The sequence below is a fragment of the Pseudanabaena sp. UWO311 genome, assembly GCF_006937785.1.
Taxonomy (GTDB): domain Bacteria; phylum Cyanobacteriota; class Cyanobacteriia; order Pseudanabaenales; family Pseudanabaenaceae; genus Pseudanabaena.
Genome location: NZ_SJEE01000011.1, coordinates 112,764 through 139,288 on the forward strand (window position 1 = coordinate 112,764; position 26,525 = coordinate 139,288).

Annotated in this window: 22 protein-coding genes; 9 read left to right on the plus strand and 13 right to left on the minus strand. The window is 42.6% G+C overall.

Going from position 1 to position 26,525, the window contains the following annotated elements; all coding sequences use genetic code 11:
• The first annotated feature begins 19 nt into the window (after positions 1-19).
• Positions 20-1,126, plus strand: coding sequence for an ABC transporter permease (locus PseudUWO311_RS10740; protein ID WP_142655241.1), 1,107 nt, complete (start codon positions 20-22; stop codon positions 1,124-1,126).
• Between the two features lie 62 nt (positions 1,127-1,188).
• Positions 1,189-2,307 carry an ABC transporter permease gene (locus tag PseudUWO311_RS10745; RefSeq protein ID WP_142655242.1) on the plus strand — a complete coding sequence of 373 codons (1,119 nt, stop codon included), beginning with the start codon at positions 1,189-1,191 and terminating at the stop codon, positions 2,305-2,307.
• Between the two features lie 510 nt (positions 2,308-2,817).
• On the opposite strand, the gene PseudUWO311_RS10750 is transcribed toward PseudUWO311_RS10745, so the two are convergent.
• From PseudUWO311_RS10750 to cpeB, 5 genes are all read right to left on the minus strand, one after another.
• A complete protein-coding gene (locus tag PseudUWO311_RS10750) occupies positions 2,818-4,014 on the minus strand; it encodes a class I SAM-dependent methyltransferase (protein WP_142655243.1) in 1,197 nt (398 codons plus the stop codon).
• Between the two features lie 46 nt (positions 4,015-4,060).
• On the minus strand, positions 4,061-4,675 hold the full coding sequence (locus PseudUWO311_RS10755) for a HEAT repeat domain-containing protein (RefSeq protein ID WP_142655244.1): 615 nt from the start codon (positions 4,673-4,675) through the stop codon (positions 4,061-4,063).
• 81 nt (positions 4,676-4,756) lie between these two features.
• The gene (locus PseudUWO311_RS10760) at positions 4,757-6,028 is read right to left on the minus strand and encodes a HEAT repeat domain-containing protein (protein ID WP_142655245.1); all 1,272 of its coding nucleotides are present in this window, start codon (positions 6,026-6,028) and stop codon (positions 4,757-4,759) included.
• Between the two features lie 235 nt (positions 6,029-6,263).
• On the minus strand, positions 6,264-6,758 hold the full coding sequence (gene cpeA, locus PseudUWO311_RS10765) for a C-phycoerythrin subunit alpha (protein ID WP_142655246.1): 495 nt from the start codon (positions 6,756-6,758) through the stop codon (positions 6,264-6,266).
• Between the two features lie 99 nt (positions 6,759-6,857).
• On the minus strand, positions 6,858-7,412 hold the full coding sequence (cpeB, locus tag PseudUWO311_RS10770) for a C-phycoerythrin subunit beta (protein WP_142655247.1): 555 nt from the start codon (positions 7,410-7,412) through the stop codon (positions 6,858-6,860).
• Positions 7,413-7,750: 338 nt separating this feature from the next.
• On the opposite strand from cpeB, the gene PseudUWO311_RS10775 reads away from it, so the two are divergent.
• Positions 7,751-8,896 (plus strand): ABC transporter ATP-binding protein, encoded by a 1,146-nt coding sequence (locus PseudUWO311_RS10775; protein WP_142655248.1) that lies wholly within the window; start codon positions 7,751-7,753, stop codon positions 8,894-8,896.
• A gap of 3 nt (positions 8,897-8,899) precedes the next feature.
• Here the strand turns inward: PseudUWO311_RS10775 and PseudUWO311_RS10780 are convergent, their stop codons facing one another.
• The 7 genes from PseudUWO311_RS10780 to gltB all read right to left on the minus strand — a co-directional run bounded on the left by PseudUWO311_RS10780 (position 8,900) and on the right by gltB (position 17,733).
• Positions 8,900-9,475 carry a Uma2 family endonuclease gene (locus tag PseudUWO311_RS10780; RefSeq protein ID WP_142655249.1) on the minus strand — a complete coding sequence of 192 codons (576 nt, stop codon included), beginning with the start codon at positions 9,473-9,475 and terminating at the stop codon, positions 8,900-8,902.
• Between the two features lie 87 nt (positions 9,476-9,562).
• Positions 9,563-9,769 carry a hypothetical protein gene (locus PseudUWO311_RS10785; protein WP_142655250.1) on the minus strand — a complete coding sequence of 69 codons (207 nt, stop codon included), beginning with the start codon at positions 9,767-9,769 and terminating at the stop codon, positions 9,563-9,565.
• 1,269 nt (positions 9,770-11,038) lie between these two features.
• Positions 11,039-11,395: a hypothetical protein gene (locus PseudUWO311_RS10790; protein WP_142655251.1), complete on the minus strand. Its 357-nt coding sequence runs from the start codon at positions 11,393-11,395 to the stop codon at positions 11,039-11,041.
• Positions 11,396-11,684: 289 nt separating this feature from the next.
• A complete protein-coding gene (locus PseudUWO311_RS10795; protein ID WP_142655252.1) occupies positions 11,685-12,032 on the minus strand; it encodes a type II toxin-antitoxin system RelE family toxin in 348 nt (115 codons plus the stop codon).
• The gene (locus PseudUWO311_RS10800) at positions 12,022-12,249 is read right to left on the minus strand and encodes a hypothetical protein (protein ID WP_142655253.1); all 228 of its coding nucleotides are present in this window, start codon (positions 12,247-12,249) and stop codon (positions 12,022-12,024) included. The genes PseudUWO311_RS10795 and PseudUWO311_RS10800 overlap by 11 nt, the downstream gene beginning before the upstream one ends.
• A gap of 218 nt (positions 12,250-12,467) precedes the next feature.
• A complete protein-coding gene (locus tag PseudUWO311_RS10805; protein WP_142655254.1) occupies positions 12,468-12,785 on the minus strand; it encodes a hypothetical protein in 318 nt (105 codons plus the stop codon).
• 316 nt (positions 12,786-13,101) lie between these two features.
• Positions 13,102-17,733, minus strand: a complete 4,632-nt coding sequence (gene gltB, locus PseudUWO311_RS10810; protein WP_223807536.1) for a glutamate synthase large subunit — start codon at positions 17,731-17,733, stop codon at positions 13,102-13,104.
• Between the two features lie 245 nt (positions 17,734-17,978).
• Here gltB and PseudUWO311_RS10815 point away from each other — a divergent pair, with 245 nt between their 5' ends.
• From PseudUWO311_RS10815 to PseudUWO311_RS10835, 5 genes are all read left to right on the plus strand, one after another.
• Positions 17,979-18,386: an EVE domain-containing protein gene (locus PseudUWO311_RS10815; protein ID WP_142655267.1), complete on the plus strand. Its 408-nt coding sequence runs from the start codon at positions 17,979-17,981 to the stop codon at positions 18,384-18,386.
• A 227-nt stretch (positions 18,387-18,613) separates the two neighbouring features.
• Positions 18,614-19,117, plus strand: a complete 504-nt coding sequence (locus PseudUWO311_RS10820) for a hypothetical protein (protein WP_142655255.1) — start codon at positions 18,614-18,616, stop codon at positions 19,115-19,117.
• A 169-nt stretch (positions 19,118-19,286) separates the two neighbouring features.
• A complete protein-coding gene (locus PseudUWO311_RS10825; protein ID WP_142655256.1) occupies positions 19,287-19,853 on the plus strand; it encodes a Uma2 family endonuclease in 567 nt (188 codons plus the stop codon).
• Positions 19,854-20,213: 360 nt separating this feature from the next.
• On the plus strand, positions 20,214-20,780 hold the full coding sequence (locus PseudUWO311_RS10830) for a hypothetical protein (protein ID WP_142655257.1): 567 nt from the start codon (positions 20,214-20,216) through the stop codon (positions 20,778-20,780).
• A 112-nt stretch (positions 20,781-20,892) separates the two neighbouring features.
• Complete coding sequence (locus PseudUWO311_RS10835; RefSeq protein WP_142655258.1) at positions 20,893-21,582, plus strand: GUN4 domain-containing protein; 690 nt, start codon at positions 20,893-20,895, stop codon at positions 21,580-21,582.
• A gap of 208 nt (positions 21,583-21,790) precedes the next feature.
• On the opposite strand, the gene PseudUWO311_RS10840 is transcribed toward PseudUWO311_RS10835, so the two are convergent.
• Entirely contained in the window at positions 21,791-25,468 is a 3,678-nt protein-coding gene (locus PseudUWO311_RS10840) for an NB-ARC domain-containing protein (protein ID WP_142655259.1), read from the minus strand.
• 807 nt (positions 25,469-26,275) lie between these two features.
• Between PseudUWO311_RS10840 and PseudUWO311_RS24875 the strand changes: the two genes are divergently transcribed.
• The coding region (locus PseudUWO311_RS24875; RefSeq protein ID WP_190303462.1) for an RICIN domain-containing protein at positions 26,276-26,525 on the plus strand (250 nt) is incomplete at its 3' end.

Genomic DNA, 26,525 nt, shown 5'->3' on the forward strand with positions numbered 1-26,525 from the left:
CAACTCTAAAAATAAGCCTATGAAAAGAATTATTTCACAATGTAGCAAGGAACTATCGCAATTTAAGCGCGATCGCTTGACCTTGGCTTTAGCGTTTTTACTGCCATTGATTACACTATTTATTTTCGGCTTTGCCATTCGGCTAGAAGCGAAGAACATTCCCCTTGTGATTCAAGATTACGATCGCAGTCCGATTAGTCAGCGCTATGTCGCTAAGCTATTTGCCACCAATCAATTTATCTTTGTGCCTTGGAGTGTGAATGACTCGGTAGAAATTGCCCTCGATCGCGCGATCGCCAAGGCAGGGATAATTATTCCCCCTGAGTTCAGTCGCCGCATTGCCGCAGGAAATATCGCCGATGTCCAAGTGCTAGTCGATGGAACCGATAGCAACAATGCCAGAGTGATTAAGAACAGCATCAAGGCAACAACCAATGACTTTATGCAATCCGAAGGCTTAATTCCTGAAACGAATTTACTCACCACGCGATCGCGCCTATGGTTCAATCCCGCCAGACAGGAATCGCTCTATATCGTCCCCGGTGTCTATGCAGTGGTGCTATGGATTTTCCCTTCGCTACTGTCTGCGATCGCGATGGTTCGCGAAAAAGAGCGTCAAACGATTTTGCAAGTTTATGCTTCTAGTATGACTTCTACGGAATTGATTTTAGGCAAAGGCTTAGCCTATCTGATCGTCAGTCTTGGGATTGCACTAGTTGTCATGGGTATCGGAGCGATCGTCTTCAGACTCAGTTTTGCGGGCGATCCCACACCTTTGCTTGTAGCCATCCCGATCTATCTATGGGCGAGTGTGATGTTCGGCACGATGTTGGGAACGCGCACCACCAACCAAAATGCCGCAGTACAGGGCGTTGCCCTTGTGGGATTTCTCACAGCCCTACTTCTATCAGGCTTTATCTATCCATTAAGTAATATTCCTTTTCCTCTGTCTCTATTACCCAATGTCATTCCTGCTCGTTATTTTATTGAAATCACTCGCGATGCCTATGTACGCGGTACTGGTTGGATTGGCGTATGGTTTGCCGAACTGATGATTTTCGCGATCGGGATGTTCTTTTTTAACGTTGCTCGAAGAGTCTTAAGCAAAATGCAGTTGACGGAGTGATAGCTTTTAGCTTTTAGCGAGTGGGTAATAACGCAAATTTAATTGAGATGAGAATTTAAAAAATGTTTAACTGGTTTTTTGAAAGTCGCTTTTGGGCTTTGGTGCGAAAGGAAATCAATCAAATTTTACGAAATAAACAGTTAATTATTTTGTTGGTTTTTCCGCCCACCGTGCAATTACTAATCTATGGATTTGCCCTCAATCCCGATGTGCATTTTCTGAAAATGGGGGTCGTGGATTATGCGCGATCGCACGAAAGCCGTGAATTAATCTCCTCTTTTACGGAAAATCGGATTTTTAATCTTGAGCAAACTCTCTCTAGCGAAAAAGAATTAGGTCAGCAGGTGGAGCAAGGGAAGCTGACCGTAGGTGTGGTAATTCCGCCCGAATTAAATCGCAATCTTGCGAAGGATAAGTCTACCGAAATCCAAGTACTCATCGATGGTGTGGATGCCAACACTGCGGGAATTGCCAATGGTTACGTTAGTCAAATCGTGCGCCAATATAGCTTAAAGCTCACAGGTCAATCGCTCTCACCGCCTGTAGATACTCATGTGACCTTTCTCTATAATCCAGGGTTAGCCAGTAGTTGGTTCTTTGTACCAGGGGTGATCGGGCTGGTGCTAACCCTGATTGGTTCGATTGTTTCTTCGATCACTCTGGTTCGCGAAAAGGATACAGGAACCTTAGAACAACTGCTCATGACTCCATCGGAACCTTGGGAAATTCTAGTTTCTAAGATCGTGCCTTTATTCGTTCTGCTCATGGGCGATGTATTTCTAGCTTTGGGCTTAGGAAGATTTGTATTTGGAATTCCCTTTCAAGGTAATTTCCTATTGTTTCTGATACTTTCAGGGCTATATGTTTTTGTGGGTATTGGGGTGGGCATTATGTTGGCTACTCTCTGTCAGTCGCAGCAGCAGGTAGTTCTGACTACGTTTTTTATCAATTTACCAATGGTGCAACTCTCAGGCGCGATCGCACCCGTGGAAACGATGCCTGAATTCTTTTACTATGTCTCGTGGTTTAATCCTTTACGTCACTATGTAGCGATCGTGCGAGGAATCTTATTAAAGGGTGTAGGTTTAGAAGCTTTATGGATGAATGTAGTGATGCTTGCCATTTTTGCGGTTTTATTGCTGGCAATCAGCGCTAAACAGTTCCGCAATCAGCTAAGTTGAAATTAGAAATATTCCATAAAATTAATTTCTAGATCCAAAAAAAGAGATGTGGAACAAAGCTCCGTATCTCTTTTTGGGATCTAGAAAACATTGGTAATCAGGCGATCGCACAAATTGTTCACAGCAATTATCTAGCAATGTAAGGTTTGCTTAGGAGATAAAGCCCAAAAGATGAGTGGCAGCACGAAGCGCTGCCACTCATCTTTTGGGCTTTGATTTATCCTAGTAACTGATGTTACGTGGAAGGAATTCCTGCAATGTTGAAGGATCGGGGCTGGCACGGGGGCGCAGCCCCTACAAAAAATTTAAATTATTCAGGTAGGGGCAATCCCCCCGTGGTTGCCCTGCTGTGCTAGCAGCAAGAAATTCATGCCCTGAGTTCCACGTAACACCAACTAGTAATACCAATTCACAAAAGTGTGACAACACTTCTGTGAATTAAAAACCAAACTCTGTAAGGGTTTTAAAAACACAAAGTGGCGCAGCCACTTTGTGTTTTGGTATAATGTATTAGATTTTATTCAAAAGAATAACTTGTTGTTTTTGAAGCGATCGCACATCTTCTAAACTTGCATCTACAGACTGTAAGATCTGAGCAACAGTTTGCTGTTTAGTTTGGTTTTCGTCACAAGCTAGCAAGAACTTCCACGCAGCATCACCAATTTTCGCAAGTTGATAATTATAGTCAAAGAAGTTAGGGCTATCTTTCCAGCCATAGATACAGGGACTAGGCTCAGGAATTGCTGCTAGGAGATCTACATCAACTTGCCAAGTCTGCTTAGGAATTGGAGGACGTGCCAAAAAGAACTCATAATGAGAGATTGTCTGAGGATCGAGAACTTCAATAAGACGGTAGCGCTGACGTTCAGAGAGATGTTGCGATCGCTCAATTAAGTTTGAAACTTTCCCAATTAGGCGATCTAAATCCCACACATGAGGATTTGAAAACCCGAGAAACTCCAAACCCGATGCATCAATTAATTCAAACAGCGTATTAACGTTGTAATCAATTTCTTGGGGATGCACATACATATCGGCAAAACAAGCATCCTGAGTATTCTCCATTTCCCATCGTTCTTTCTCACGACGACGCAGAGCATTAGTCTCAGGAAGGGTTGCAAATATTTCTCTACCAATTTTTACGCCATCGACATAATCTCCACGCTTGTCACCTTGCAATAACGCGATCGCCTCTTGCATTAATCTGATTTCCCATCGACCTAATTCACCATAAACAAAGATATGTAGCAATCCCCCAGGGGCGAGCTTATTTGCCAAAGCCTGAATTCCCCGAATTGGATCGGATGTATGATGCAGTACTCCCACTGAGTTGATTAAATCAAATTCTCCTTCAAGCTGATCGGCATCAAATAAGCTGAGATGATGGAATTCTACTCTAGTTGCTCCCGATCTTTTGCAACGTTCCTTGGCAACGGCAAGAGTTCCTTCGCTGAGATCAATTCCCACGACGGTGGCTTCAGGATTCAGGTGGACTAAATATTCTGTACTAACTCCCGATCCACAACCAGCATCAAGAATCCGAATATTGTCTGTTGCAGGCTTTTGCCCAGTGCAAAAGCTACAGGCTGCTTGCCAATTCCATCGCCAGTTATACCCAGGTGGTGGTTCATCCAAGATTGGTTCTGGGGGGAATGGATAAGTATTATAGAGACTGGCTACGGCGGCGCTAACTTTGGGATCAGACATGGTATTCGGGAGATTTTCCTTCAAAAAAGACTGCTAGCATATTAACCTAAGCTTGCCCTCTCTTAAAACCTGCCACCATCTCTAGTCTAGAGATTGCACTAGTTGCAGCTTCTTTTACGTAGGAATCTGCCGACTCGTCCTTAATAATTGCTTGCAACACATCAATGCCACGGCTATCTCCAATTGTAGCGATCGCATTGACTAGGGAAATTGCCAAAGCAGGATTATCGGTTTCTGCTAAAGCCTCAATCAAAATATGAACAACAGGCTCACCGATCTCGCCCATCGCCATTACCGCCGCAATATTGACGACAGGATTCGGATCTTGTAACGCCGCTTTTAGACCTTGTACACCTTCTGGTGATAATGGCTCCTCAGGATGACAAATCACAACTTGCGCGATCGCCTTCGCTGCGCTGCCTCTGACGGTGACATTGTCACTATGCAGCATTGCTTGTACTAATTGTGGCACTGTAGCATGACCGATTTCGCCAAGGGTTTTAACTGCTGCTCGGCGATAGTTCGTATCCTGTTCATCAAGAACGCTCATTAACTTAGCGATGATCTCTTCATCATAGTTTTCGGCTAGTTCCCACATTGCTTGATTGCGAAGATTAGGGTTGGGATGTTTGAGCTGTTGAAATAGCGTTTCTGTAGACATAGTTTAATCAAGGAAAATGGTAAAAGTAAAAAGTAAAAAATGTAATTCAAAAACTTTGATAATTGGGATTTTGATCCATTATCAAAGTTTTTGGGTTTTGGTTTTTTCGCGAATTAATAGGTCGCTGTCGTTGGCTAAGATTTTGTAGGCGCTGAGATCACCGAATTTTTCTAAAGCCATCAGAGATGCATATTTGAGATCCCAAATGGGCGTATCTAGACAAGCCTTAATTTCTGGGATAGCTCTTTCATCACCGATTTCGGCAAGGGCTATTGCGGCGGCAGCGCGTGATTTTTGGAACTGTGGTTGCTTATTGTGCAAAGCAGTCAGCAATAAATCATAAGCGGGAGCATATTTCAGCCATCCAAAAAGTTTCATCACATGGAAGTGAGCGCCATAGTCATTGTGAGCCTCTTCCGCATATGTTCCAAAAAGTGCTTCTGGTGCTACATCAGCATAGCTATCTAATATGGTTTTGATAGCAAGATAACAACGCCCAAAATCGGTTTCGTATAATTCGCGCAGTAAAAAAGATAGCGCTGGTAAACCATCGTAACTATGTACTAACAGCAAATCATCGGGATGGTCACGCAAGGATTTTTCTAAGTAAGGTTGCACGTCTGAGAATGCGATCGCGCCTGCTTTAATTCCTTCTTCGCCTAACATTCTAATTCCGCGCAATCGAAACACTAGGGATACTGGACAGGTGGAAATATCAGGAATCGCCGCATGATAATTTGCATCGATTAAATCTTGAATTGATAATCGTCTGGCAATCACACTAGCGTTATGCAGTAGATCAACTACTTGCTCCATTTGCGAATAGTCTCTCGTCAGACGACAAATTGCAGTAATGGCAGCGCTAGCTAAGGGCAGGTCACTTTCAGTTGTAAATTTGCGAATCCGATCTAATGCTGGTTTGTAATCTAGTTTCGCTAAAGTCTGAATAATAGCGCGATAGGATTGCCCCGATATACCTAATAACTGAGCAACTTCTTCTAATATCTGTTCGTTATCAGTGCCAATCTCACCGATCGCCCAAACGGCATTTTCTACTAAAAAACAATCAGACTCACTTAAACATTCACGAATCACGGGTAATGCTTGAGATGCTCGTAGTTTTCCTAATGTTTCGACAGACTTCCGCCGCACGATCCGATTATCTATCGCATCGTCTGTTTGTTGAATGGCTCTACTAAGAGCGGCGATCGATTTATCAGTTGAGAAATTTATTAAATGAGAAGCGGCAATATAGCGAGAATCCTCCTCACCTATTTGATCCTGAGGTGTATCTAAAAGAGCGATCGCTTGATCTTCTGTCAGGTTAAAAAAACTATTAAAGCGTTTATCCATAATCTTAAAATTATATCAATCGCTAACCAACTTATACCAAAGCATGAAGTAGTGTAGTCACTTTGTGCTTTTAAAACCCTTACTGGGTTTGGCTTTTAATTCAAAAAAGTGTGACAACACTTTTTTGAATTAGTATTAACTAGCAACACCAAAAAAGAAGAGGAAGCGCTTAGCGCTTCCTCTTCTTTTTTTTCTCAAGAGCTAAGCGAAGCACAGCCCTTATCAAATCAATTGATTAGGAGAGTGAGTTGATTGCATAGTCGAGCAATGCATTGTACTCAGTCAATGCTTGTGCTGACATGTCGCGAGGTGTGCAACCACGGTTACGAGCAAAGCTCAAAGCTTCTACGTAAGGAGCGGTAGGCAAGCTCAAAGCACGGTATACTTCGCGCTGACCTGCAATACCCCATTCGTCCAAAGGACCTGTACCGCCAACAACTAGGCTGTACTGAATCAAACGCAAGTAGTGCTTGATGTCACGAGCACACTTGGACTTGAAGGTGTCGGTGGAGTTTGCTTCACCAGCATTGTTGAGGTAAGGATACTTCTTGATACATGCATTGTAAGCTTCGGTAGCTACGTTATCAAGGTTAGCAGCTAGCTTTTCAGCAGCTTCCAAACGTGCTGCTGCACGTTGGATAGAACCTTGTACTGATTCTAGGTCAGAGGTGCTAGGGAAACGACCTGCTGCATCAGCAGAGGCGATGACGGTAGTAACAACGGATTTCATTTATTAAATCTCCAAACTGGATTCTTTTTATACTAGTGAGCTTTAGTTTTAGTCTGTCTGAGCAAATCTCAATCAGTAAAATCGTAATTGAGCAATCAATTAGCTAAGAGCTGCGATTACGCGATCGAAGTAGCTAGAAGCTTCAGCAACCAAGCTAGCGCAACGATCTTCAACAACGATAGAACCCATCTTGCGGAGTTTAGCGCCTGCACGAGCTTCGCTAGGGGTGTCTTGAATGTGAGCAACTGCTTGTGCCTTCATGATTTGGACAGCACGTACTGTGGAGGTGGTAGGTACGCCCAAAGCAGAGTAGGTTTCTTTCAAACCATTCAAGCAACGATCATCCAATACAGATGAATCACCAGCCAACAAAGCGTAGGTGACATAACGTAGAACGATTTCAGCGTCACGCAAGCAAGCTGCCATGCGGCGGTTAGGGTAGCAGTTGCCACCAGCTTGAATCAAGCCTTGGTTTTCGCAAATCATACCTGCTACTGCATCGGAAACCATGCAGCTTGCATTGCTGGCGATCGCATTTACAGCATCCAAACGACGGTTGCCGCTAGCTACGAATGCCTTAAGAGCATTAATATCACCTACTACAGAGGTGCTAGCATCGGCTGAAACTACAGCTCTAGAAAAAGCGTCAAGCATTTCGCTCTCCTTAAAAAATTGGTTATCTTATTAAAACGTTGTTCGCTTGTTTGATTTACAAGACATATAGAACATAAAAGATCGAAGTATGCATCGTCTCATCTATTGGAAACAAAGTAACATTCCTTAACAACTCTGACTAAAAGTAACAAAAGCGACAGCAATGACAATGAATTTGATGATGTTTTATTGCCACAGCCACTAAAACATCATGCAGTTATCATTTTGAAACCAATTCTGGAGTTTGCTGTGCCTGCGGCGCTGCAAACTCCAGAATTGGTTTAGTTGAGAGGATTTCGAGATAAAATCATTCAGGCTACTTTTTAGGATGTTTTGCGATGGCTCCCGTACGTTTGTGTGGCATTACCAAGAAATTTGGACAAAATATAGTTCTTAAAGAGATTGACTTAGAAGTAGAAGATCGGGAGTTTATGGTATTGGTGGGGCCATCGGGCTGTGGCAAAAGTACTTTGTTGCGCCTGATTGCGGGCTTGGAGGAAGTAACTGATGGCTCTATATATTTGGGCGATCGCCAAATTAATCATTTACCTCCCAAGGTGCGTGATATTGCGATGGTTTTTCAAAGTTATGCGCTTTATCCGCACATGACTGTGTATAACAATATTGCTTTTGGTCTGAGGCGACAGCGATCGCGCCAATTAGCTGCATGGTTTATGCCTCTGCCTAAAAAACAACGCACCGAGATTGATCAGAGGGTTCAAGAGGTTGCTAAGTCTTTGCAAATCGCTCATTTGCTTGATCGCAAGCCCAAAGAATTATCGGGCGGACAAAAACAACGGGTTGCTCTAGGTCGGGCGATCGCCAGAAATCCACAAGTTTTTCTGATGGATGAGCCGCTATCAAATCTTGATGCTCAGTTGCGCAGTGATACGCGATCGCAAATTGTGCAGTTACAAAAGCAATTGCAAGTTACGACTATTTATGTAACCCACGATCAAGTTGAAGCAATGACGATGGGCGATCGGATTGTGGTTTTAAATAAGGGAGATATTCAGCAAGTAGATACGCCTCTAAATATTTATCGTAAACCTGCAAATCAATTTGTAGCTGGATTTATGGGTTCGCCACCGATGAATTTTCTGTCTGTAAAAGTTGATGCTAATGGATGCTTGCAAGGAGAAAGTTTGCTCAAGCCAATTTCTATTAACGAGTTCTCAATTAAAGAAATTGGTTGCGATCGTCCATTTACATTAGGATTCCGTCCTGAAGATTTGCAACCTGCTACATCTGACATGGCTCATATTGAAGGAACTGTGGAACTAGTAGAAGCTCTTGGTTCGGAAACAATTGTGCTGTTAAGGCTGCAAGATAGCGAATTAAGAGCGAGAGTTTCAGCGGATATTGGTCTAGAACATCATTGGCAAATTGGCGATCGCAGTTTCTGGCGATTTGATTTAAATAAGATCTATGGATTTGATGCAGATTCAGGCGTTACTTTGCATCATCCCTACAACAAGATTTAGCTATTACCAAATGGATGCTAATTCTAGAACAAAGTCGGGTAATACGGTTTCACCAGAGAGCGAAATTGGTGCTTGGAGAACTTCTATAGGTTGTCCAATGCGATAAATTTCTACTTGGCGATCGCGGCGATTGATTAGCCAGCCTAGTCTTGCGCCGTTGTCTTGATATTCTTGCATTTTGGCTTGGACAGTTGACAAGGTGTCGGTTCTCGACATTAACTCGATCACGAAATCTGGACAAATTGGTGCAAATTTAGATTGTTGCTCTGGAGTCAGAGCATCCCATCTTTCTTGTAATATCCAACAAGCATCAGGCGATCGCATTGCACCATTAGCCAAGATAAATCCTGTGGAAGAACCAAATGTAAAGCCTAGTTTTTTCTGTTGATTCCAAAGCCATAAGTGTCCATTTACGTCAGAACTGCGCATTCCTGTGTCACTACCTTCGGGAGCCATGATCGTAATATCTCCTTGAGCGCTGCGCTCGAATCTCAGATCGCTATTTTTTTGGCAGAGTTGAAAGAACTTTTCTTCAGTTAGTTCAAATATTGACTCTAGGCTTATAGTTAGGGCGTTCATAAAGAATATTTGCCTCTTGCTGCTAGGTATTGCAGATCCCAATTTTCATTATGACAGAATTACAGCTATCCCATAGGTGATCGCCTTCTAGTCATCGGGAAATTGCCAACACATAATCCATTCGACACTTTTGGAGCCACATCGACAGGCTTCGGCATGGGAGGCAACCCATTCATAATCACATTTACGACAGTGATGTAAGACGTTGTTAATATTAGCGGCGGCAATGCGATCGCGTCCTGCTTTTAGTTCTTCAGGTGTTAGAAAAGATTCAGGATTGTTTTGCTCAGTCATTACAATATCTCTTCTTGGGGCTGCTTATTTAAGTTCGAGAAAATTGGCTGGTGTGATAATCTGAATATCTTCTTACTATGAGTCTTAAGAAAATAGACAAATCCAAAATGTTCTATTTATTAACGTGAGTTCGATGAATTTCAAGACTCCAAAGCTTTATGAATCAAGGTTTTTGAAGCCTAGTCATATAAACAAATCCAAGTTTTTATTGAGAATGAAATCAATAGTATGCAACCCCACGCATTATTGACTCTATTCTCAATAATTTCAAACGCTTTTATAGAACATAATTTCTTGTAATGCTCATTGAATAAGGTTTATAGACATTGAAAATTCATCGAACTCACGTTTATTAAGTGTTTCTCCAATCAAAAGCTAATTCTCAAAAAACACCTGCTGAATATTTGGTTGGATCAGTTGTTCCAATTGATCGGTATCAGTGGGCGATCGCTTAACTATTATTTATCTTTTTTACGATCGCCAATAACTTCTCGGAATTAACAACGAAGCCGACTATTTTTGCTTGCTGAATCTTGTCTAGAAACAGACAACCTTAACGGGCTTATCGGTTTGCTTAACGCTCCAGTCTTTTATGCTGAACAACCCACTTCTCTTCAAGCTTCTTCAATACACTCAATATTCTCGAAAGTCTTTACTTTACCTACAAACACTGTCTTTTTCAAAATCCTCTCATAGAAAGGGTGGAAGGATTCTGGTCTGACAAAAAAGTATATTTCATCATATGAATCTAACTTGGTATTGAAATCTACAATGATAATCTCCTCTTCTTGTGGTATAGAAAAGGAGGAAGGATGCTTTTCGTACCAGACATGACATCGCTTGACAGATAAACTCCATGGAGATTAGATAGAACAGCCCAACTCACATTTTTTTGACACCTCTACATGAATTGCTGAATACCAGAATTTGTGTACAGCTTATCAGCGGTGATTGCAATATCAGTTCCTTTAAGATTAGGCTCCTTTTCCTTGGGGCAGTGGGTTAGATATACGCGCATGGCTCTAAATCAATCTCTAAGTATATATGAGAGTAAACTTGCGAATTGATGCTATTACAGCTAACTTATTGTTTTAACGCAATTGCTTGTTAATTACTCTACAGAGAACAAAGTACCGCAGAGTAATATAAAGGGTTTGTGGAATTGCGATCACTAGTACTGGGAGTTCTGAGCGCTCGCTTAACCAATGTTTTCTTTGCGATCACTAGTGTTTAAATAGGCTTAAATGCGCTAATGAAATGTTACATACCCTATTGGAGTATCTTAGGATCTGGATGTGTTGCTGGAATACTTTCTGCCCCAGTACATATTCCGTCGTACTGCATCTTACGAAGAGTATTGACCGCCCACTGCTGCGAAGTTTTGTACTGACGGATATCAGGTCTATCGGTTCCAGTAAGCCTCACTAGCTCAGACCATGAGTTATACCAACAGTAGGCTCCTTCTCCATTAGAGTAGTAGACGGCAGGTCTACCCGAAAGTTTAAACACGCCTTGTGGAATTGATTTCTTAGGGGTTTCTGCATTACTTGCCCATACTCCTAATCCCAAGAACGTGATCATTGTAGTTATTAAGCAAAATAAAGTCTTCTTTGAATTCCTATTCATTGTCATCTCTATCTCCTAAAAAAGCTAATTATTTGGGGAGCTAATGCTAAGCACTAATAACAATCATACGTTATTCAGCTATATAAATCTGAACCGCTTATACGAAACTATTATTCAAGTTGAGCCATAGATGCACAAATCTTTAGAACTGATTCCAGACTGACCTAGAGAGATTATTTTACATTTGGGCTTTAATTGCGATCGCCCAATGATCAATCTGCTAAAGGTTTGCTGATGGCGATCGCTAATACTGTGAGTCGTAATTTTTAGGTGATCGCATCAACGATACCTATTCCTCCACAAATTCTTTAATAATTTTTTCGATCACATTATTCTCTATATCTGACGTGTCGGACTTAGAATAAATCGTCACCAAAACCACACTAGTTTCAGTTTTCACATAATAAATAACCCGATAACCTGCGCTTTTTCCCTTTTGAATATTGCTATTTTTGAGACGAACCTTAAATACTTGATTATTCAAACCAGAAATTTGATCGCCTAAAACTTCTCCTGATTTAAGCTGCTCAACTAGAGGTTCTAGATCCTGACGAATTGAACGATAACGTTTAGCTAATTGACTAAGATCTTTTTTAAAACGAGAAGTCAGAAAAATTTCGATAGAATTACTCGACATCAATCCCCTCCCACATCTGAGACAGAGGAATAGTTTGACCGCTCATCGCCTCTTTGAGTCCTTGCTTAATACCTTCGAGAACAATATCATCGGGGGTATCATCAAGATCCTCACGGGTTTTTTTGACTAAATATTGTAAAACTTCTTGCTGCTCATTAAGTGAAAGTTGATCGATCAAAGTAAAAACTTGATCTTTTGTAATTTGTAAAGTTAGCATAAGTGTCAGTTTCCTTAAGTGTTATTCATAAATTTAGCAAAATATTATTTTCTATTGCCTAAATTATAACGGCACATCAATCCCCCACTCCTCACACCCCCCTCGAATCAAGCGATCGCATTAACAATCTATCTTCTAAAGGCGTTCGCTATTATTGTGAGTCGTGAGCTTTAGGTGATCGCATTTAACAATCACTTCTATTTCGCTGTAGCGCATAGTTAGGTGCGTTCAAGTCCATACTCTCGATTCAGGTCTAATAATCGGTGTCCTAGTACCGTGCAGGCTGCGATATCGATCACGATCACCATGAACACATTCTTGTCCTCGCTATTCACATGCACAAACTGATAGCGACTGGTGGAATCCACCCAAACATAAGTGACACTACTTTCAGAACAGTTATACCCATCAAAATCTGACGACGGAATTGACTCAAAGTAAAGCCAAAAATCGCAAGGTGGTGAAGTATCGAGTGATAATCGCCTCATTGGGGCTGAGATCGTCGCTAGAAATTCTGCTTTAGTGAGTTGCTTCATTGCTGATGTGGTTGAACACCTTATTTAAAGTTTATAATGCAACTACGTTCTAAATACAAATCACCGCAGAGTTCTAAATCTAAGTCAAACGCGATCACATTAACAATCCATCTTCTAAAGATGATCGCTATTACTGTGAGTCGTGATTTTTAGGCGATCGCCTCAATTATCTATCTACTAAAGGTTTGCCGATGGCGATCACTATGGTTAACAACTAAGGAAAAGGAAATAGCTGATTTTTATCTTGTGTGAGATAAGGAATCGCCAATAGTTTCATTGACAAAAAACAGAGGGGTGCTCCGCGCCCCTCTGTTTTTTAAACCGTTGCGACTACAGGCACAGCATCCGTAGCTTCAGGGCTATTCTGCTCCGAAGGCGGCACGACTTGCCAGAACTTCGGTAAATAGCTCGACCAATTATCGAGAATTTCCTTTGCTCGGCTACTGCCAGTATTCTCATAGGTAGATTGAATCAGCTCTTTTAACTGGCTTTCACCTGCGGCAGTGCAAACTCTCTGGACTTTGAGAACCTCTTGACTGAGCCGATCGCAAAACTTGCCATCGATATCGAGGAAGTAAGCAATACCGCCCGTCATCCCAGCGCCGACGTTGCGACCTGTGGTTCCAAGGACAACGATTACGCCGCCAGTCATGTATTCGCAACAATGATCGCCTGTGCCTTCCACGACTGCTTTCGAGCCAGAGTTCCTTACCCCAAAGCGTTCGCCAGCGCGACCATGTACAAATAGATAGCCGCCTGTTGCGCCATAGAGACAGGTATTACCAATAATTGCGTTATCGGCTGGATTGAAGATGCAATCAGGCTTAGGTTTGATGCTGATTGTGCCGCCATTCATACCTTTGCCGATGTAGTCATTAGCTTCACCGACTAGCGAGAGATTCAATCCATTGATATTGAATGCGCCGAAGCTTTGACCTGCTGCACCAACAAATTCGAGATTGAGATGACTGGCAAGCCCAGAGTTACCATATTGCTTTGCGATCGCACCTGATACTCTTGCAGGAACTGAGCGATCGGTATTGATAATCGCATAGCTCTTACTTAAATCAGTTTGATTGGCGATCGCCTGTTGGACTTCAATATCTGCCAAGATTTCGTCATCAAGAACAGCACCGTTACTATGGGAAGTTGGTGAATGTTCTAACCAACTGCGATCGCTCTTGGTGTCAGGAAGTTTAATTAGGCAATCGAGGTTAACCTGATTGAGATCGAGCTTGGCAAGCTTGAGGTCTTGACGTTGTGCTAACAAATCAGAACGTCCGATGATGTCTTTGAGCGACTTGTAACCCAACTTGGCAAGGATTTGACGGACTTCTTCGGCAACAAAGTAGAGGAAGTTGACCACATGTTCAGGAGTGCCTGGGAAGCGCTTGCGGAACTGCTCTAGTTGCGACGTTACGCCAACGGGACACTTGTTAGTGTGGCAAACTCGCGCCATGATGCAACCTTCAGCGATCATCGCCGCTGTACCGAAGCCATATTCTTCTCCACCGAGAAGCGCTGCGATCGCTACGTCCCAACCTGTCTTAAATCCGCCATCAACTCGTAATAATACGCGATCGCGCAATTTATTACCCATCAATACCGTATGTACTTCTGCTAGACCAAGTTCCCAAGGTGAGCCAGCGTGCTTAATCGAACTTAGCGGTGAAGCACCAGTACCGCCATCATAGCCAGAGATTTGGATGATGTCGGCGTTGGCTTTGGCAACCCCTGCTGCGATCGTGCCAATACCGATTTCGGATACTAGTTTGACAGAAACTTTAGCGGTGGGATTGATTTGATGTAGATCGAAGATTAGCTGAGCCAAGTCTTCGATGGAATAGATGTCATGGTGAGGTGGCGGTGAAATTAGCGAAACTCCTGGTTTGGAATTGCGCAGCATCGCAATGTAGCTACTGACTTTTGGCCCTGGCAACTGTCCACCTTCACCTGGTTTCGCGCCTTGAGCGACTTTAATCTCTAATTGATTGGAGCTAACTAGATAGGAAGGCGTAACACCAAAACGTCCCGATGCAATTTGCTTAATTGCCGAGTTAGCTGTGTCGCCATTTTTTAAGCCCTTGAGATGAGGGAATGTTGCGGAAATTCCGTTCGCATCTACATCATTAATGGGCAAATAACGAATTGGATCTTCGCCGCCCTCGCCGCAATTAGATTTGCCGCCAACGCGATTCATGGCGATCGCAAGGACTTCATGGGCTTCACGACTCAATGCGCCAAGGGACATTGCGCCAGTACAGAAACGCTTGAGAATTTCAGAAATATCTTCGACTTTTTCTAGAGGAATACTGGGGCGATCGCTCTTAAATTCGAGTAAATCACGCAGCGCCGTTGGTGTGCGATTTTGCAATTGAGTGCGATAGACTTCGTAATGGTCATAGCCATCACCCGCCACTGCTTTATGCAATGCTTTCGCCATTTCAGGGCTGTTCATGTGGTATTCACCTGTGGGGCGATACTGCACAAAACCATAATTCTCCAGCTTTTTGATTTGCAACTCAGGAAAAGCTTGAGAATGGAAACTGAGTAATTCTGAAGCAATATCAGCGAAGTTAACACCACCAACGCGAGAAACTGTTCCCTTAAAGCAATTGGTAATTACTTCTGTACCAATGCCGATCGCTTCAAAAATTTGAGCGCCGCTATAGCTAGACAGGAGCGAAATTCCCATCTTTGAGAGAATCTTCAATAATCCACCTTCAACCGCCTTACGATAGCTATCTTGAACTTGAGCAATCGTGAGAGACTTGATTTTTCCCTGTTGCATCTGCATTTGGGTCTTCGCTTTACCCCACCAATGGCGTGTAGTCTCAAAGGCGAGGTAAGGACAGATGGCACTAGCTCCATAGCCGATCAAGCAAGCAAAATGATGGGTACTCCAGCATTGAGCCGTTTCCACAACAATTGAAGCCTTCATGCGAATCCCTTCGGCACAGAGGCGGTGATGCACTGCGCCCACGGCTAGTAATGGCGGAATGTACGCATTATCAGCATTAAGCAGGCGATCGCTTAAAATCAACAGTTTCGCTCCATTGCGAACTGCTGCTACAGCCGCATCACTGAGCTTGGCGATCGCATCTTTTAGACCGTCGGCTCCTGATGCGATCGGGAACAACATATCCAATTTTGTTGAAGCAAAACCTAAGGATTGGAGATCCTCAAGTTCTGCTTCATTGATTACAGGACTTTTAATCTTAATCTGATGGGCTGCTTCAGGAGTAGCGAGAAGTAAATTTGCTCTTTCTCCCAAAAACATCGATAAAGACATGACCGTTCCCTCACGCAGAGGATCGATCGGTGGATTTGTTACCTGTGCAAAGCGCTGCTTGAAGTAATCGTAGAGAAGATGTGGGCGCTGTGACAAAAAGGCAAGTGGCGCATCATCTCCCATACAAAATACTGGCTCTTTTGCATCTTGAGCCATTGCTTCGATCACCATTTCCACATCTTCGAGGGTGTAACCGAACGCGGTTTGATAGGTGAGAACTTTCTGCTCATCGAGCGTTGGCGCTTCCGCAAAAGGCTTGACTTCTAGATTCTTACGATATTGCTTAATCCATTCGCCATAAGGATGAGCTTTAGCAACCCGTTCCTTAATTTCCCAGTTGTGTAGAACTTCATGGGTTTGTAAGTCAACAGCTATGGTTTGCCCAGGTCCAAGGCGACCTTTTTCGATGATTTCTGTTTCAGGTATATCTACGGTTCCTGCCTCAGAACTAACGATCACCATACCGTCTTTGGTAATCATGTACCGAGCAGGACGCAATCCGTTGCGATCAAGCGCAGCACCGACAATTTTGCCATCGCTGAACGCTAATAGCGCGGGCCCATCCCATGCTTCTTGTATGCCACTGTAGTATTCATAGAAATCAACAATTGCTTGGCGATCGCTTAAATCTGGTTGGTTCTCATAGGCTTCTGGCACAAGGATCATCATCGCTTCTAGCGGACTATGCCCTGTCTCAATTAGCAATTCAAACACATGATCGAGGGTTGCCGAATCGCTTTCATTAGGCTTGAGAATTGGCAATAAATCTTTGAGGCGATCGCCCTTTGCGTCCACCCAATTAGGGTGCGCGAGATCACCTTGACGAGCGAGAAACCAATTGGTATTTCCTTGCAAAGTATTAATTTCGCCATTGTGACCAAGAAACCGCATTGGCTGAGCAAGCGGCCATTTTGGTAATGTGTTGGTACTAAATCTTCGGTGATAGATGGCGTAAGGCGAGACATAATCAGGATTTTGCAGATCCTCATAAAAAGCATCCAATATCGCCGATCTCACCATCCCTTTATAAATTACAGTTGCGTTAGAAAGAGAGGGAACGTAAAAATCGCTGGGGAGATCGGGTGCAAGCTTTTTGACTTCGAGTTTAATCCGACGACGAGTTATGTAAATTGCCCTTTCGATTTGTTCAAGCTTTTGATGTTCTGCATCTGCTGCAAAAATTGCTTGCTCGATATGAGGTTGATTTTCTCTAGCCTGTACCCCTAATACTTGTGGTTGAACAGGCACAATTCGCCATTGCAGCAGGTTTAGTCCTTCTTCTTTGGCAATTTTTTCAGTAATTTCACGACATTTATCAGCGCGATCGCGATCTTGTGGAAAGAAAAACATCCCCAACGCCGAATGCTCAGGATCGATGGTCAAATCTGCAAATTCTTTTTGTAACAATGCCCAAGGAATTGCCGTCATCAAACCTGCACCGTCACCAGAATCTTGATCGGCACTACATCCACCGCGATGTTCCATACAAGTCAAAGCTTTCAGAGCATTGCTAATAATCTTATGACTAGCACGACCTTCCTTGTCAGCAATAAAACCCACCCCACAGGCATCACGCTCTTCCACTAGCCAATAGGGCCCTTGGATCAAATTAGTAGTTCCAGACTGATTAGATTGACTTGTATTCACGCGGCTCATTTCCATCGGATTAGTTTCGTTGCTATCAAAAAATATATAACGCAAAGCAAAGCTTTCGACAAAAATTGCCTGATTTACTTGCTGCTTGGGGCATTAATGATTATAAGCTACAAGCATTTTACTTGTGTTCTGATGACTACACTTTCATCGTGATGCCAAGCCAAAAAGTAGGGGAAATTCATGAATTGTCCCTACTTTTTGGCTTGGTGATCGGTATACTGTGATTGTTGCAAATGTCTTTAAAAATGGCTTACTGGTTACTCAAAAGCGAACCCCATGTTTATTCTTACGCCGATCTAGAGCGCGATCTCCAAACAATTTGGGATGGCGTGAATAACAATTTGGCGCTCAAGCATATCCGCACAATGCAGCCTAAAGATTTAGCGCTGATCTACCACACAGGTGAAGAACGCCGAGCTATGGGTATCGCTGAAGTAATTACATTGCCTTATGTAGACCCAAAATTAGATGACCCTAAACGAGCTGTGGTTGATGTCAAGGCAGTGCGATCGCTGCCTCAGCCTGTCACCCTTGCTCAAATCAAACAAGAGCCAGATTTTGAGGGCTTTGACCTAATTCGTATTAGCCGCTTGTCAGTCGTTCCTGTATCTGAAGCGCATTGGCAAAAGATCTTAAAGCTTGCCAATATTTAAAATTTACCCCACCCTAACCCTCCCCTTGCAAAGGGGAGGGAACAAGATTTCTGGTCTTCCTCCTTTGCTAGGGGGAATTAAAGGGGGGAAGTCCGACTTGTGTCTAGACGATGAGAGATTCTTTACGAGAAATCACCTAAATTAGGCACACCCTGTGGGTGTGCCTAATTTTTTAGATCGCTTTGCGCTATACGATATTGGCTAGCAGTTATTCGTTTTTTTAATATATGAACTATTTGGTTAGTGTTTGGAGCGATCGCATGAAGGCTGAAGAAGTTTATACGCGATTAGAATCAGCAAATTTTCCGATGCAAGCAATCTCAATTTTAGGCAAAGGCTATAAAAGTGCTGAAGAATTTGGCTTTATCGATCCACTTGTGCAAGGTCGCAAACAAGCTTTTACAATGTCATATTGGCTTGTACCCTTCGGCTTCTTTGCTGGGATTGGTTTTAGCCTCGTCACTGATTTACATACTTTCTCTTGGGCTGGTGCGATCGGCAATCATGTGATCGGTGGTTTGTTAGGCGCATTTGGTGGCGCGATGGGAAGCATATTTGTAGGCGGCGGTGTCGGCGTGGCAACTAGCAGCGATTCAGTTCCTCTCCGCAATCGCCTAGATGAAGGTAAATATCTCATCGTTGTCCAAGGAACAGATAATCAGATAGTTCGAGCCAATCAAATTATGCGTCCCTTACGTCCTGAAAATATTCAAGGTTATATTGCCCCCTAAAAAACATTTTTTGTAGCACAGCTTCGCAGCGCCACAAAAAATGGGCTGGCTAAGTACCTTGTCGGAATAAAGACTAAAGCCCAAAAAGGCAAAGCGCCCGCGTAGCGGGCGCTTTGCCTTTTTGGGCTTTATAATAGAAACGTTGTCTTGAGAGTTAGAGTACGACCCCATGATTGCCACTACTGAGCGTCGCTACAGTCTCGATGAATATCGCGCGATCGCAGAAACAGCTAAGGAAAAATGTGAGTACCATGATGGAGAAATTATTACGATGACTGGCGGGACACTTAACCATAGTTTGGTTATGGGAAATATTTTTTCCTTTCTCCACTTCATTTTGAGAGACACTCAATTCTCTGTGATCAATAGCGAACTGAGGCTATGGCTTCCCAAGCATAGTTGCGGGGTCTATGCTGATGCCATGATTTTTGACGGTAAACCACAGCTAAACGGCGATCGTAAAGATGAAGCGTTAAATCCTTTGTTGATCGTGGAAGTCCTTTCCCCATCAACGGAAGAATACGATCGCACGGACAAGTTTCGGATGTATCGTTCTATTCCTAGTTTTTGTGAATATCTATTAATTCGTCAAAATAAAGTTTTTGTGGAACGCTATAGCAAACAAGAGAATGTTTGGACGTATAGCGATTTTGATAGTTTAGACCAGTCAATTTTGTTAGAGTCAGTAAATATTGAACTAGCGATCGCTGAAATTTATCGCGATATTGATTTTTAATTTAATAACTGGGGCTTCAAGCCAACATAATTATTCTTTTTGATGCTTTTTATGATTTTCTAATGAGATTGGAATATTTTATAAGATATATTCTGAGATGTAATAAATCTTAGATAAAGGCAGTAAATAAGAGATTCATGTAGTTAAATGTCCAAACTGCTTGTTTTAGATGTATTTTCAAATTAGACATAAAGACTTATCAAAATATTTAGAGTATTAACTTTTTCTGTAGAATTAACTAGAAAGGCTACAGCTTTAGAAGTTTTTTTAATGATCGCGATGATTGCACCAGCAATCATCATTACCAATTAAAAGTTTTTGAGCATATCTTGAATATAAAATTTTTGAGGAAAGTAAAGCATGAGTACCAGTAACGAAAGCACCAAGCCAGAAAGCGCCAAGCCAGAAGAAAAATCCTCTCGTCCCACTAAAGCCAAATCTGACAGCGAAACGACTGCAAAAACAGGTACAGTGGATATCTCAGCTTTGGCGGTGAAGGAAGAATCTAAACCCGTCGCAGCATCAATCGAACAAAAAGGTTCATTAATTGTGACTGAAACCCTTAAGCATTATGGCGATCGCCCCATTGTTGATGGCGGCTTTCGTGCAGTTGAATATTTCAACAGTTCAGGCGAGCGTCCAATCGAGGCTAGCAAGTTAGCAATTAGCAGCACCTACACCACCATGGGTGGCGAGCGTCCGATTGTGAACAGTGGTGTGCATGTTACTAGCACGTTTTTCTCTTCGGGCGAGCGCCCTGTCGTTGAGGATGGCTTTGTGATTGTCGATAAGTTTTATATCGCAGGAGAACGTCCTGTTGGTTCCGCAGGATTGGTGATTAACGAAACTTATTCCCAAATGGGTGAGACCAGACCTGTTGCCTCTAATGAGATCGACAATGCAGGACTGATGGGTTACATCGACTAATTAGTTGCGCTTTTAAAAAGCAGTACCCATAGGGTGCTGCTTTTTAAAGTCTTTGGGCGAGTTAAAGGTGTAAATTCAAAGTGGTGCGATTTTTGCGATTTTTAAGATTCTGATGGATACAAAACTAACTGCGTTAAAAGATAAGTTGTTTTCGGGTAAAGAGGCAAACCAATTACCTGCGATCGCTGAATTAGCCACTTTGGGAGAAGAGGGCTTACAAGTATTTGATGAATTTATTCAAGCCCGTAAAGCCGCTAATACTGACGTGACAATGATCGATGGCAAAATTCATCAAACCTTATTGCAAAGCTTTCTGCCTAGAGCGATTGAAATAGCCCAAATTCATTACCCTAATGGTGTCGTCACCTTAAAATCGGAAAAGGCGATCGACTATCAATCAATTCAAATTTTGCTAGCGAAACAGGACTTTGAAGAAGCGGATCGAGTTACCAGTAAAAAGTTATGTGAGGCGGCTGGTGCAGCGGCTTTGGCGCGAGGCTGGCTATATTTTACTGAAATAAAATCAATTCCCATTAGTGATTTACAAACGATTAATCAACTTTGGCTAGTTTATTCCGAAGGTAAGTTTGGATTCTCGGTGCAGCGAAAAATTTGGCTCAGTCTTGGCAAGGGTTGGGAAAAGTTTTGGTTAAAGATCGGCTGGAAAAAAGATGGCTCTTTTACCCGTTATCCCAATGAATTTATTTGGAGTCTTGATGCTCCGAGAGGACATTTGCCGCTTTCTAACCAATTGCGTGGCAATAAAGCGATGCAGGCAATTTTTTCACATCCTGCTTGGTAATCGTAAAAATGCACGCGCTGCGTGCATTTTTTGTTGGCGTGGCTGGGATCGATACACTCCTAACGCCTGTAAAGTGACGATCTCAGCTTCAGTCAAATCTGCTACATCATCAATAATCAGACCTTCATAAGGACGAAGCGATCGCAAAGTTTGTTAACACTGTCCCGTGTCGATATCCCAACATCGGATAGCTGGAGCGTCTCTTTAGTTAAGTATGAATTGCACCTAACACCTTGAGTGTACCTATCTGTGCATTCGTCAAACCGATCGCTTCTGAGATATCGAGTTCTTCGTAGAGTCGAGGCGGCTGCAATGTTTTGATGCAATTTCCAGATTCTAGATCCCACAACTTGATCGTTTCGTCGTAACTACCACTAGCTAATACAAGGTTTTGAGAACTTAATGTAGTCTCTTGGCATGAAAAACTAAGGGATTGAATACGGCTCTGGTGTCCTTGCAAAGTCAGATAGCATTGACTAGATTGCAGATCCCATACTTTAATTTGGCAATCATCTCCACCACTTGCTAAGAAACGACCTTGTGGCTCAAAAGCAACAGTCCAAACTCGATTACTATGTCCCCATAGTGTATGGATTAATTGAATTGGTGATTTCTCCAAGTTTGAGGTTTGAGTATGTTCTTTTTGAGAGAGCAGCAACGAAACATCCCAGATTCTGATGGCAGTGTCACCACAACTTGCTGCAAGGAAACCATTTGTTGAGCTAAATGCGATCGCTGAAACAAAGCCCCCTTCAACTGGAATGGTAGCAATACATTCTCTTTGTTTGATGTGCCAAAGCTTAATTGTGCCATCTCCACTTGCGCTTGCAAGGACTTGTCCCTTAGCATCAAATGCCACTGACCATACCCAACGGCTATGCCCCTCAAAAGTATGTAAGCATTTACCAGTCTGAACATCCCATAACTTTACGGTGTTATCGCCACCACCACTAGCAAGCAAAGTTCCATTTGGACTGAAAGTGACTGAATTTACCCAGTTGAGATGACCATGCAAGGTCTGTAAACACTTCCCAGTGCTTGGTTGCCAAAGCTTAATTGTGTGATCGTCACTACTGCTTGCTATTAGATGCTCTGGATTAGCGATTGGTGAATAAGCAACAGACCAAATCCTCCTACTATGCTCCGATAATGTTTGTAAACATTCTCCTGTCACTAGATTCCAGACTCGAATTGTGCGATCTTCACTACCACTTGCTAAATATTGTCCATTGGGATTAAATGCAACAGACCAAACTAAGTTGGTTGCTCCGTTGAACTGTTTGCGGCATTGTCCGACTCCTAAACTTAAGTTGAGTGGGAACACACTTGAAGTGGAGAGTTTTGAGATATCCCATTGCATATCCCAGAGACGAACTGATTGATCTTCGCTACCACTGGCAAGAAACTCACCTGTTGGGCTAAAGGCAACCGACCAAATGCGGCTCCGATGTCCTTGCAATACATTGAGACAATTCCCAGATTGGCAATCCCATAAACGAATGGTTTGATCCTCGCTGCTGCTAGCTAATAGCTGCCCATCTGGACTAAAAGCAAGTGACCAAATCCAGCCTTGATGACCTTGTAATGTTTTAAGACATTGATCTGTTGTGAGATCCCAAAGTTTTACTGTTTGGTCGTGGCTGCCACTAGCGATCGCTTTTCCATCTGGGCTAAAAACAACTGACCACACCCAAGCATCATGCCCTTCTAGACTTTTTAGATATTCTCCAGTCTGAACATTCCATAGTCGAACGGTTCGATCATGGCTACCGCTTGCCAATGTTTTACTATCTGGGCTAAAGGCAACAGAAAAGACAAATCCCTCATGTCCTTCAAGTGTATGTAGACATTCTGAAGTTTTAACATCCCACAGTTTGATCGTGGCATCTGTGCTGGCACTGGCAATTTGGGAACCATCTGGACTAAAGGCAACTTGATAAATCCAGCCAGAATGTCCTTCTAGAGCCAGAATGAGTTTTTGAGTTCTAAGATCCCAAACCTTCACGGTTTTATCATCACAACAGGCGATGAGGTTTCCGTCGGGACTAAAGGCAACTGACCAGACCCAACTGGTGCAGCGATCGAGCTTTAATACTTGTTTTCCGTCTGAAGTTTGCCAAACACGAACTTCGCCATTCGTATCACCTGCTGCGAATAATTCACCTTTGGCACTAATCGCAACTGATAAAACTCCCCCTAGGGTTTCTGAAAAAATTGACTTGGCTAGATTGCAGTGAGAAAAGTTTACTTGATGCAGATTGATACCCCGCAGATCGGCTTGCCAAAGCGCTAATCGAGAGAAGTCATATCCAGTCAAATTAATCTTAAGGTGAATGAATAAATTGATTAGATTTCCACCTGCATATCCATCACTTCCCGCATAATTCTCTCGAAGTGTAAGAATTAATTGAGTGAGAAGTTGTTCAATTTCGTGCTCAGATCTAAAAGTATCAATTAGTTTTGTCGCGATCGCAGCTAGAAAAATCCGCTTTTGACTCTCAATGATATATTCCTTAGCATTTGCTTTAACTAATGCAAACCTATTTAAGAACTGAATCTTTCCCGTCCTAATTTCCTTGTCAATTTGATTAATTAGAGAATCACTCATGTATTCCATAATCACAGGCTGTTGTGTGTAACCCACGACGGTATACTCAATCAGCGATCGCCATCGCAGAGATTCTAAACTTTCCAATAAGTCGGCTCTCGATATGGTTGGATTAATATCTGTTAGCAATGCTGTTGGTGAGGTCGGTTCACGATTAATTGCAATCCAATACATGACTTGCTCTTCAAGAGTTGATAGTCTCTGCGTCTGTCGTTCGAGGAGATTCCGAATACCATTAAAAACCGTTGTTTGTTGTTGTAAAAATTCTGTAATATCTCCTTCAAACAAATCGATAATCGAAGTAGCAGCAATCTTGAGTGCTAAGGGATTACCGTGATAACAATTGACAAGTTGACTACTTTCCTCAGATTTTCCTAGTAAACCCTTGGCTGTTAGGAGTTCTTGCCCTGTGATCGCATCAACTCCAGATAGACTTAGCGATCGCACTGGCAAAATTTCTCCAGATAATGCGGCGACTTCGGCAGGTTTTTCGCGACTTGTGAGCAAGAGACAACTTTGATGGGGAATCTCACCGACTCGGTGTAGAAGTTCTCCATAAGCGTCATAACCTTCGCGGTAGTAGCCTGCGCGTTGTCCACTCGCGAGTACGGCATCAAAGTTATCTAGCACGATCAGACATCGAGATGAGCGCAAATACTCAATCAATCGTGAAATTTGCAACCCTGTGTTTTGTGGCAAGGTAATTTCTTGCTGCTGAGAGAGGAATTTAATCAAATCATTCAGCAGCTCTTCGAGAGTTGGGGCATCCCGTAGCGATCGCCAAATCACAAAATCAAATTGTGCTTGTATTTGTTGGGCTAACTTGACTGAGAGTGCGGTTTTGCCCATGCCGCCCAAGCCAAGCAATGTCACCATTCGGCAGCGATCGCGAAAAATCCATTGGCTAAGCGTTTCTAATTCCGCAGTACGTCCATAAAATTTGGAAACATCAATGGCTTCACCCCAATGGGTGCTGTTGGTAGCAGGTTGTAAGTTTAAGGTTGAAGCAGCGATCGCCTCCTGCTGTTTCTGAGCAAATCGCTTCAGTACTCCATGCAAATTATTTTTGGTAACTTTTTCGTTTAAAGCTTTAGACAGCGATCGCCACAATTCCGAGCCAACATCTTTGATATAGCCATTGTCATAACCTGCATTTACAGCCATATCTAAGTAAGTTTTCCCCTCCCATGATTGGCTAAACACAATTTCTTGAATTGTTGTTAAACGCCCCCGATCTAGTAATTTCTCAACTAAGGCGATCGCCTCTGTATCTGCCATCTAAAGCCTCAGACAAACCGACATTTTTACTGTATCAATAGTATAGGCTCTATATGTTAAGAAAATTTATATAAATCAACCAAAAATCTCCGACCTTTTCCCGACCTTTTCTGACCATCAAATTTTCTATTGAACTATATAGTTTTTTTGAAGGGATACCTACTGGTTGGTCTGCACCTTTCTATCTGTTGGTGTTGATTCATCTAAAATTGTAATCACAAGATTTAAAATATGAAAATTATTTCAGAAATTGCCTGTCTTCTATTGACCTCAACCCTTACAACACTATGTCTTCCTTCGATAGCCTTAGCAGAACGTTATCGAGTATTTGAGAATCCAGGTATCGATGGGTTATGGGTTGATGGCTGCATACTAGAGAATGGAGAAGTGAATTGTTCTAGATGGGCAAAATCAACCGCTGCTAATGCTTTTTGCAGACAAGAAGGATACGCTGCTGTAAACGGTACATGGTTCACAGGATCAGAACCTGGCAATCATACAACGTATCGTTATACGATCTTTAATAGAGATGGCAGGAAACAAACTGAATGGAGAACATGTGAGGGGTGCTCATTCCACATTACAAAGATTGAGTGTAAAGGGAGTTAGTTTATCCAAATAGATTGAGCAATATCGGTAGGACTCCCCTTAAAATCGCTTATCTTAGATGTTCTCTGTTGTCAAAAAAATTTACATAAATACGCCAAAAACATCCGACCTTTACCCGACCTTTTCCTACCAATAAAACTGATCGCAACAGCTAAGATTTTTCGGATTGCTATATAAAACTTGAATGGAGGTTCGCTAGTGAGATTGCCCAAAATTATACGTTCTCAAAGTTTTAGAAGACTTGCTATCACGTCACTCTTGGTCTTAGGACTTTCGCCATTTTTTCAGCTAGGACAATTTGCTAAAGCAGAATCTTCCTCTTTTGTCAAAATCAAGAATAGGAATTGGGGCAAGTGCTTGAATTTACAAAGCAATGCGACTCAGAACGGTGGATTGCCTAATGTTTGGGATTGTGTGTCACATCCTGACCAAGAATGGAAAATTGAAG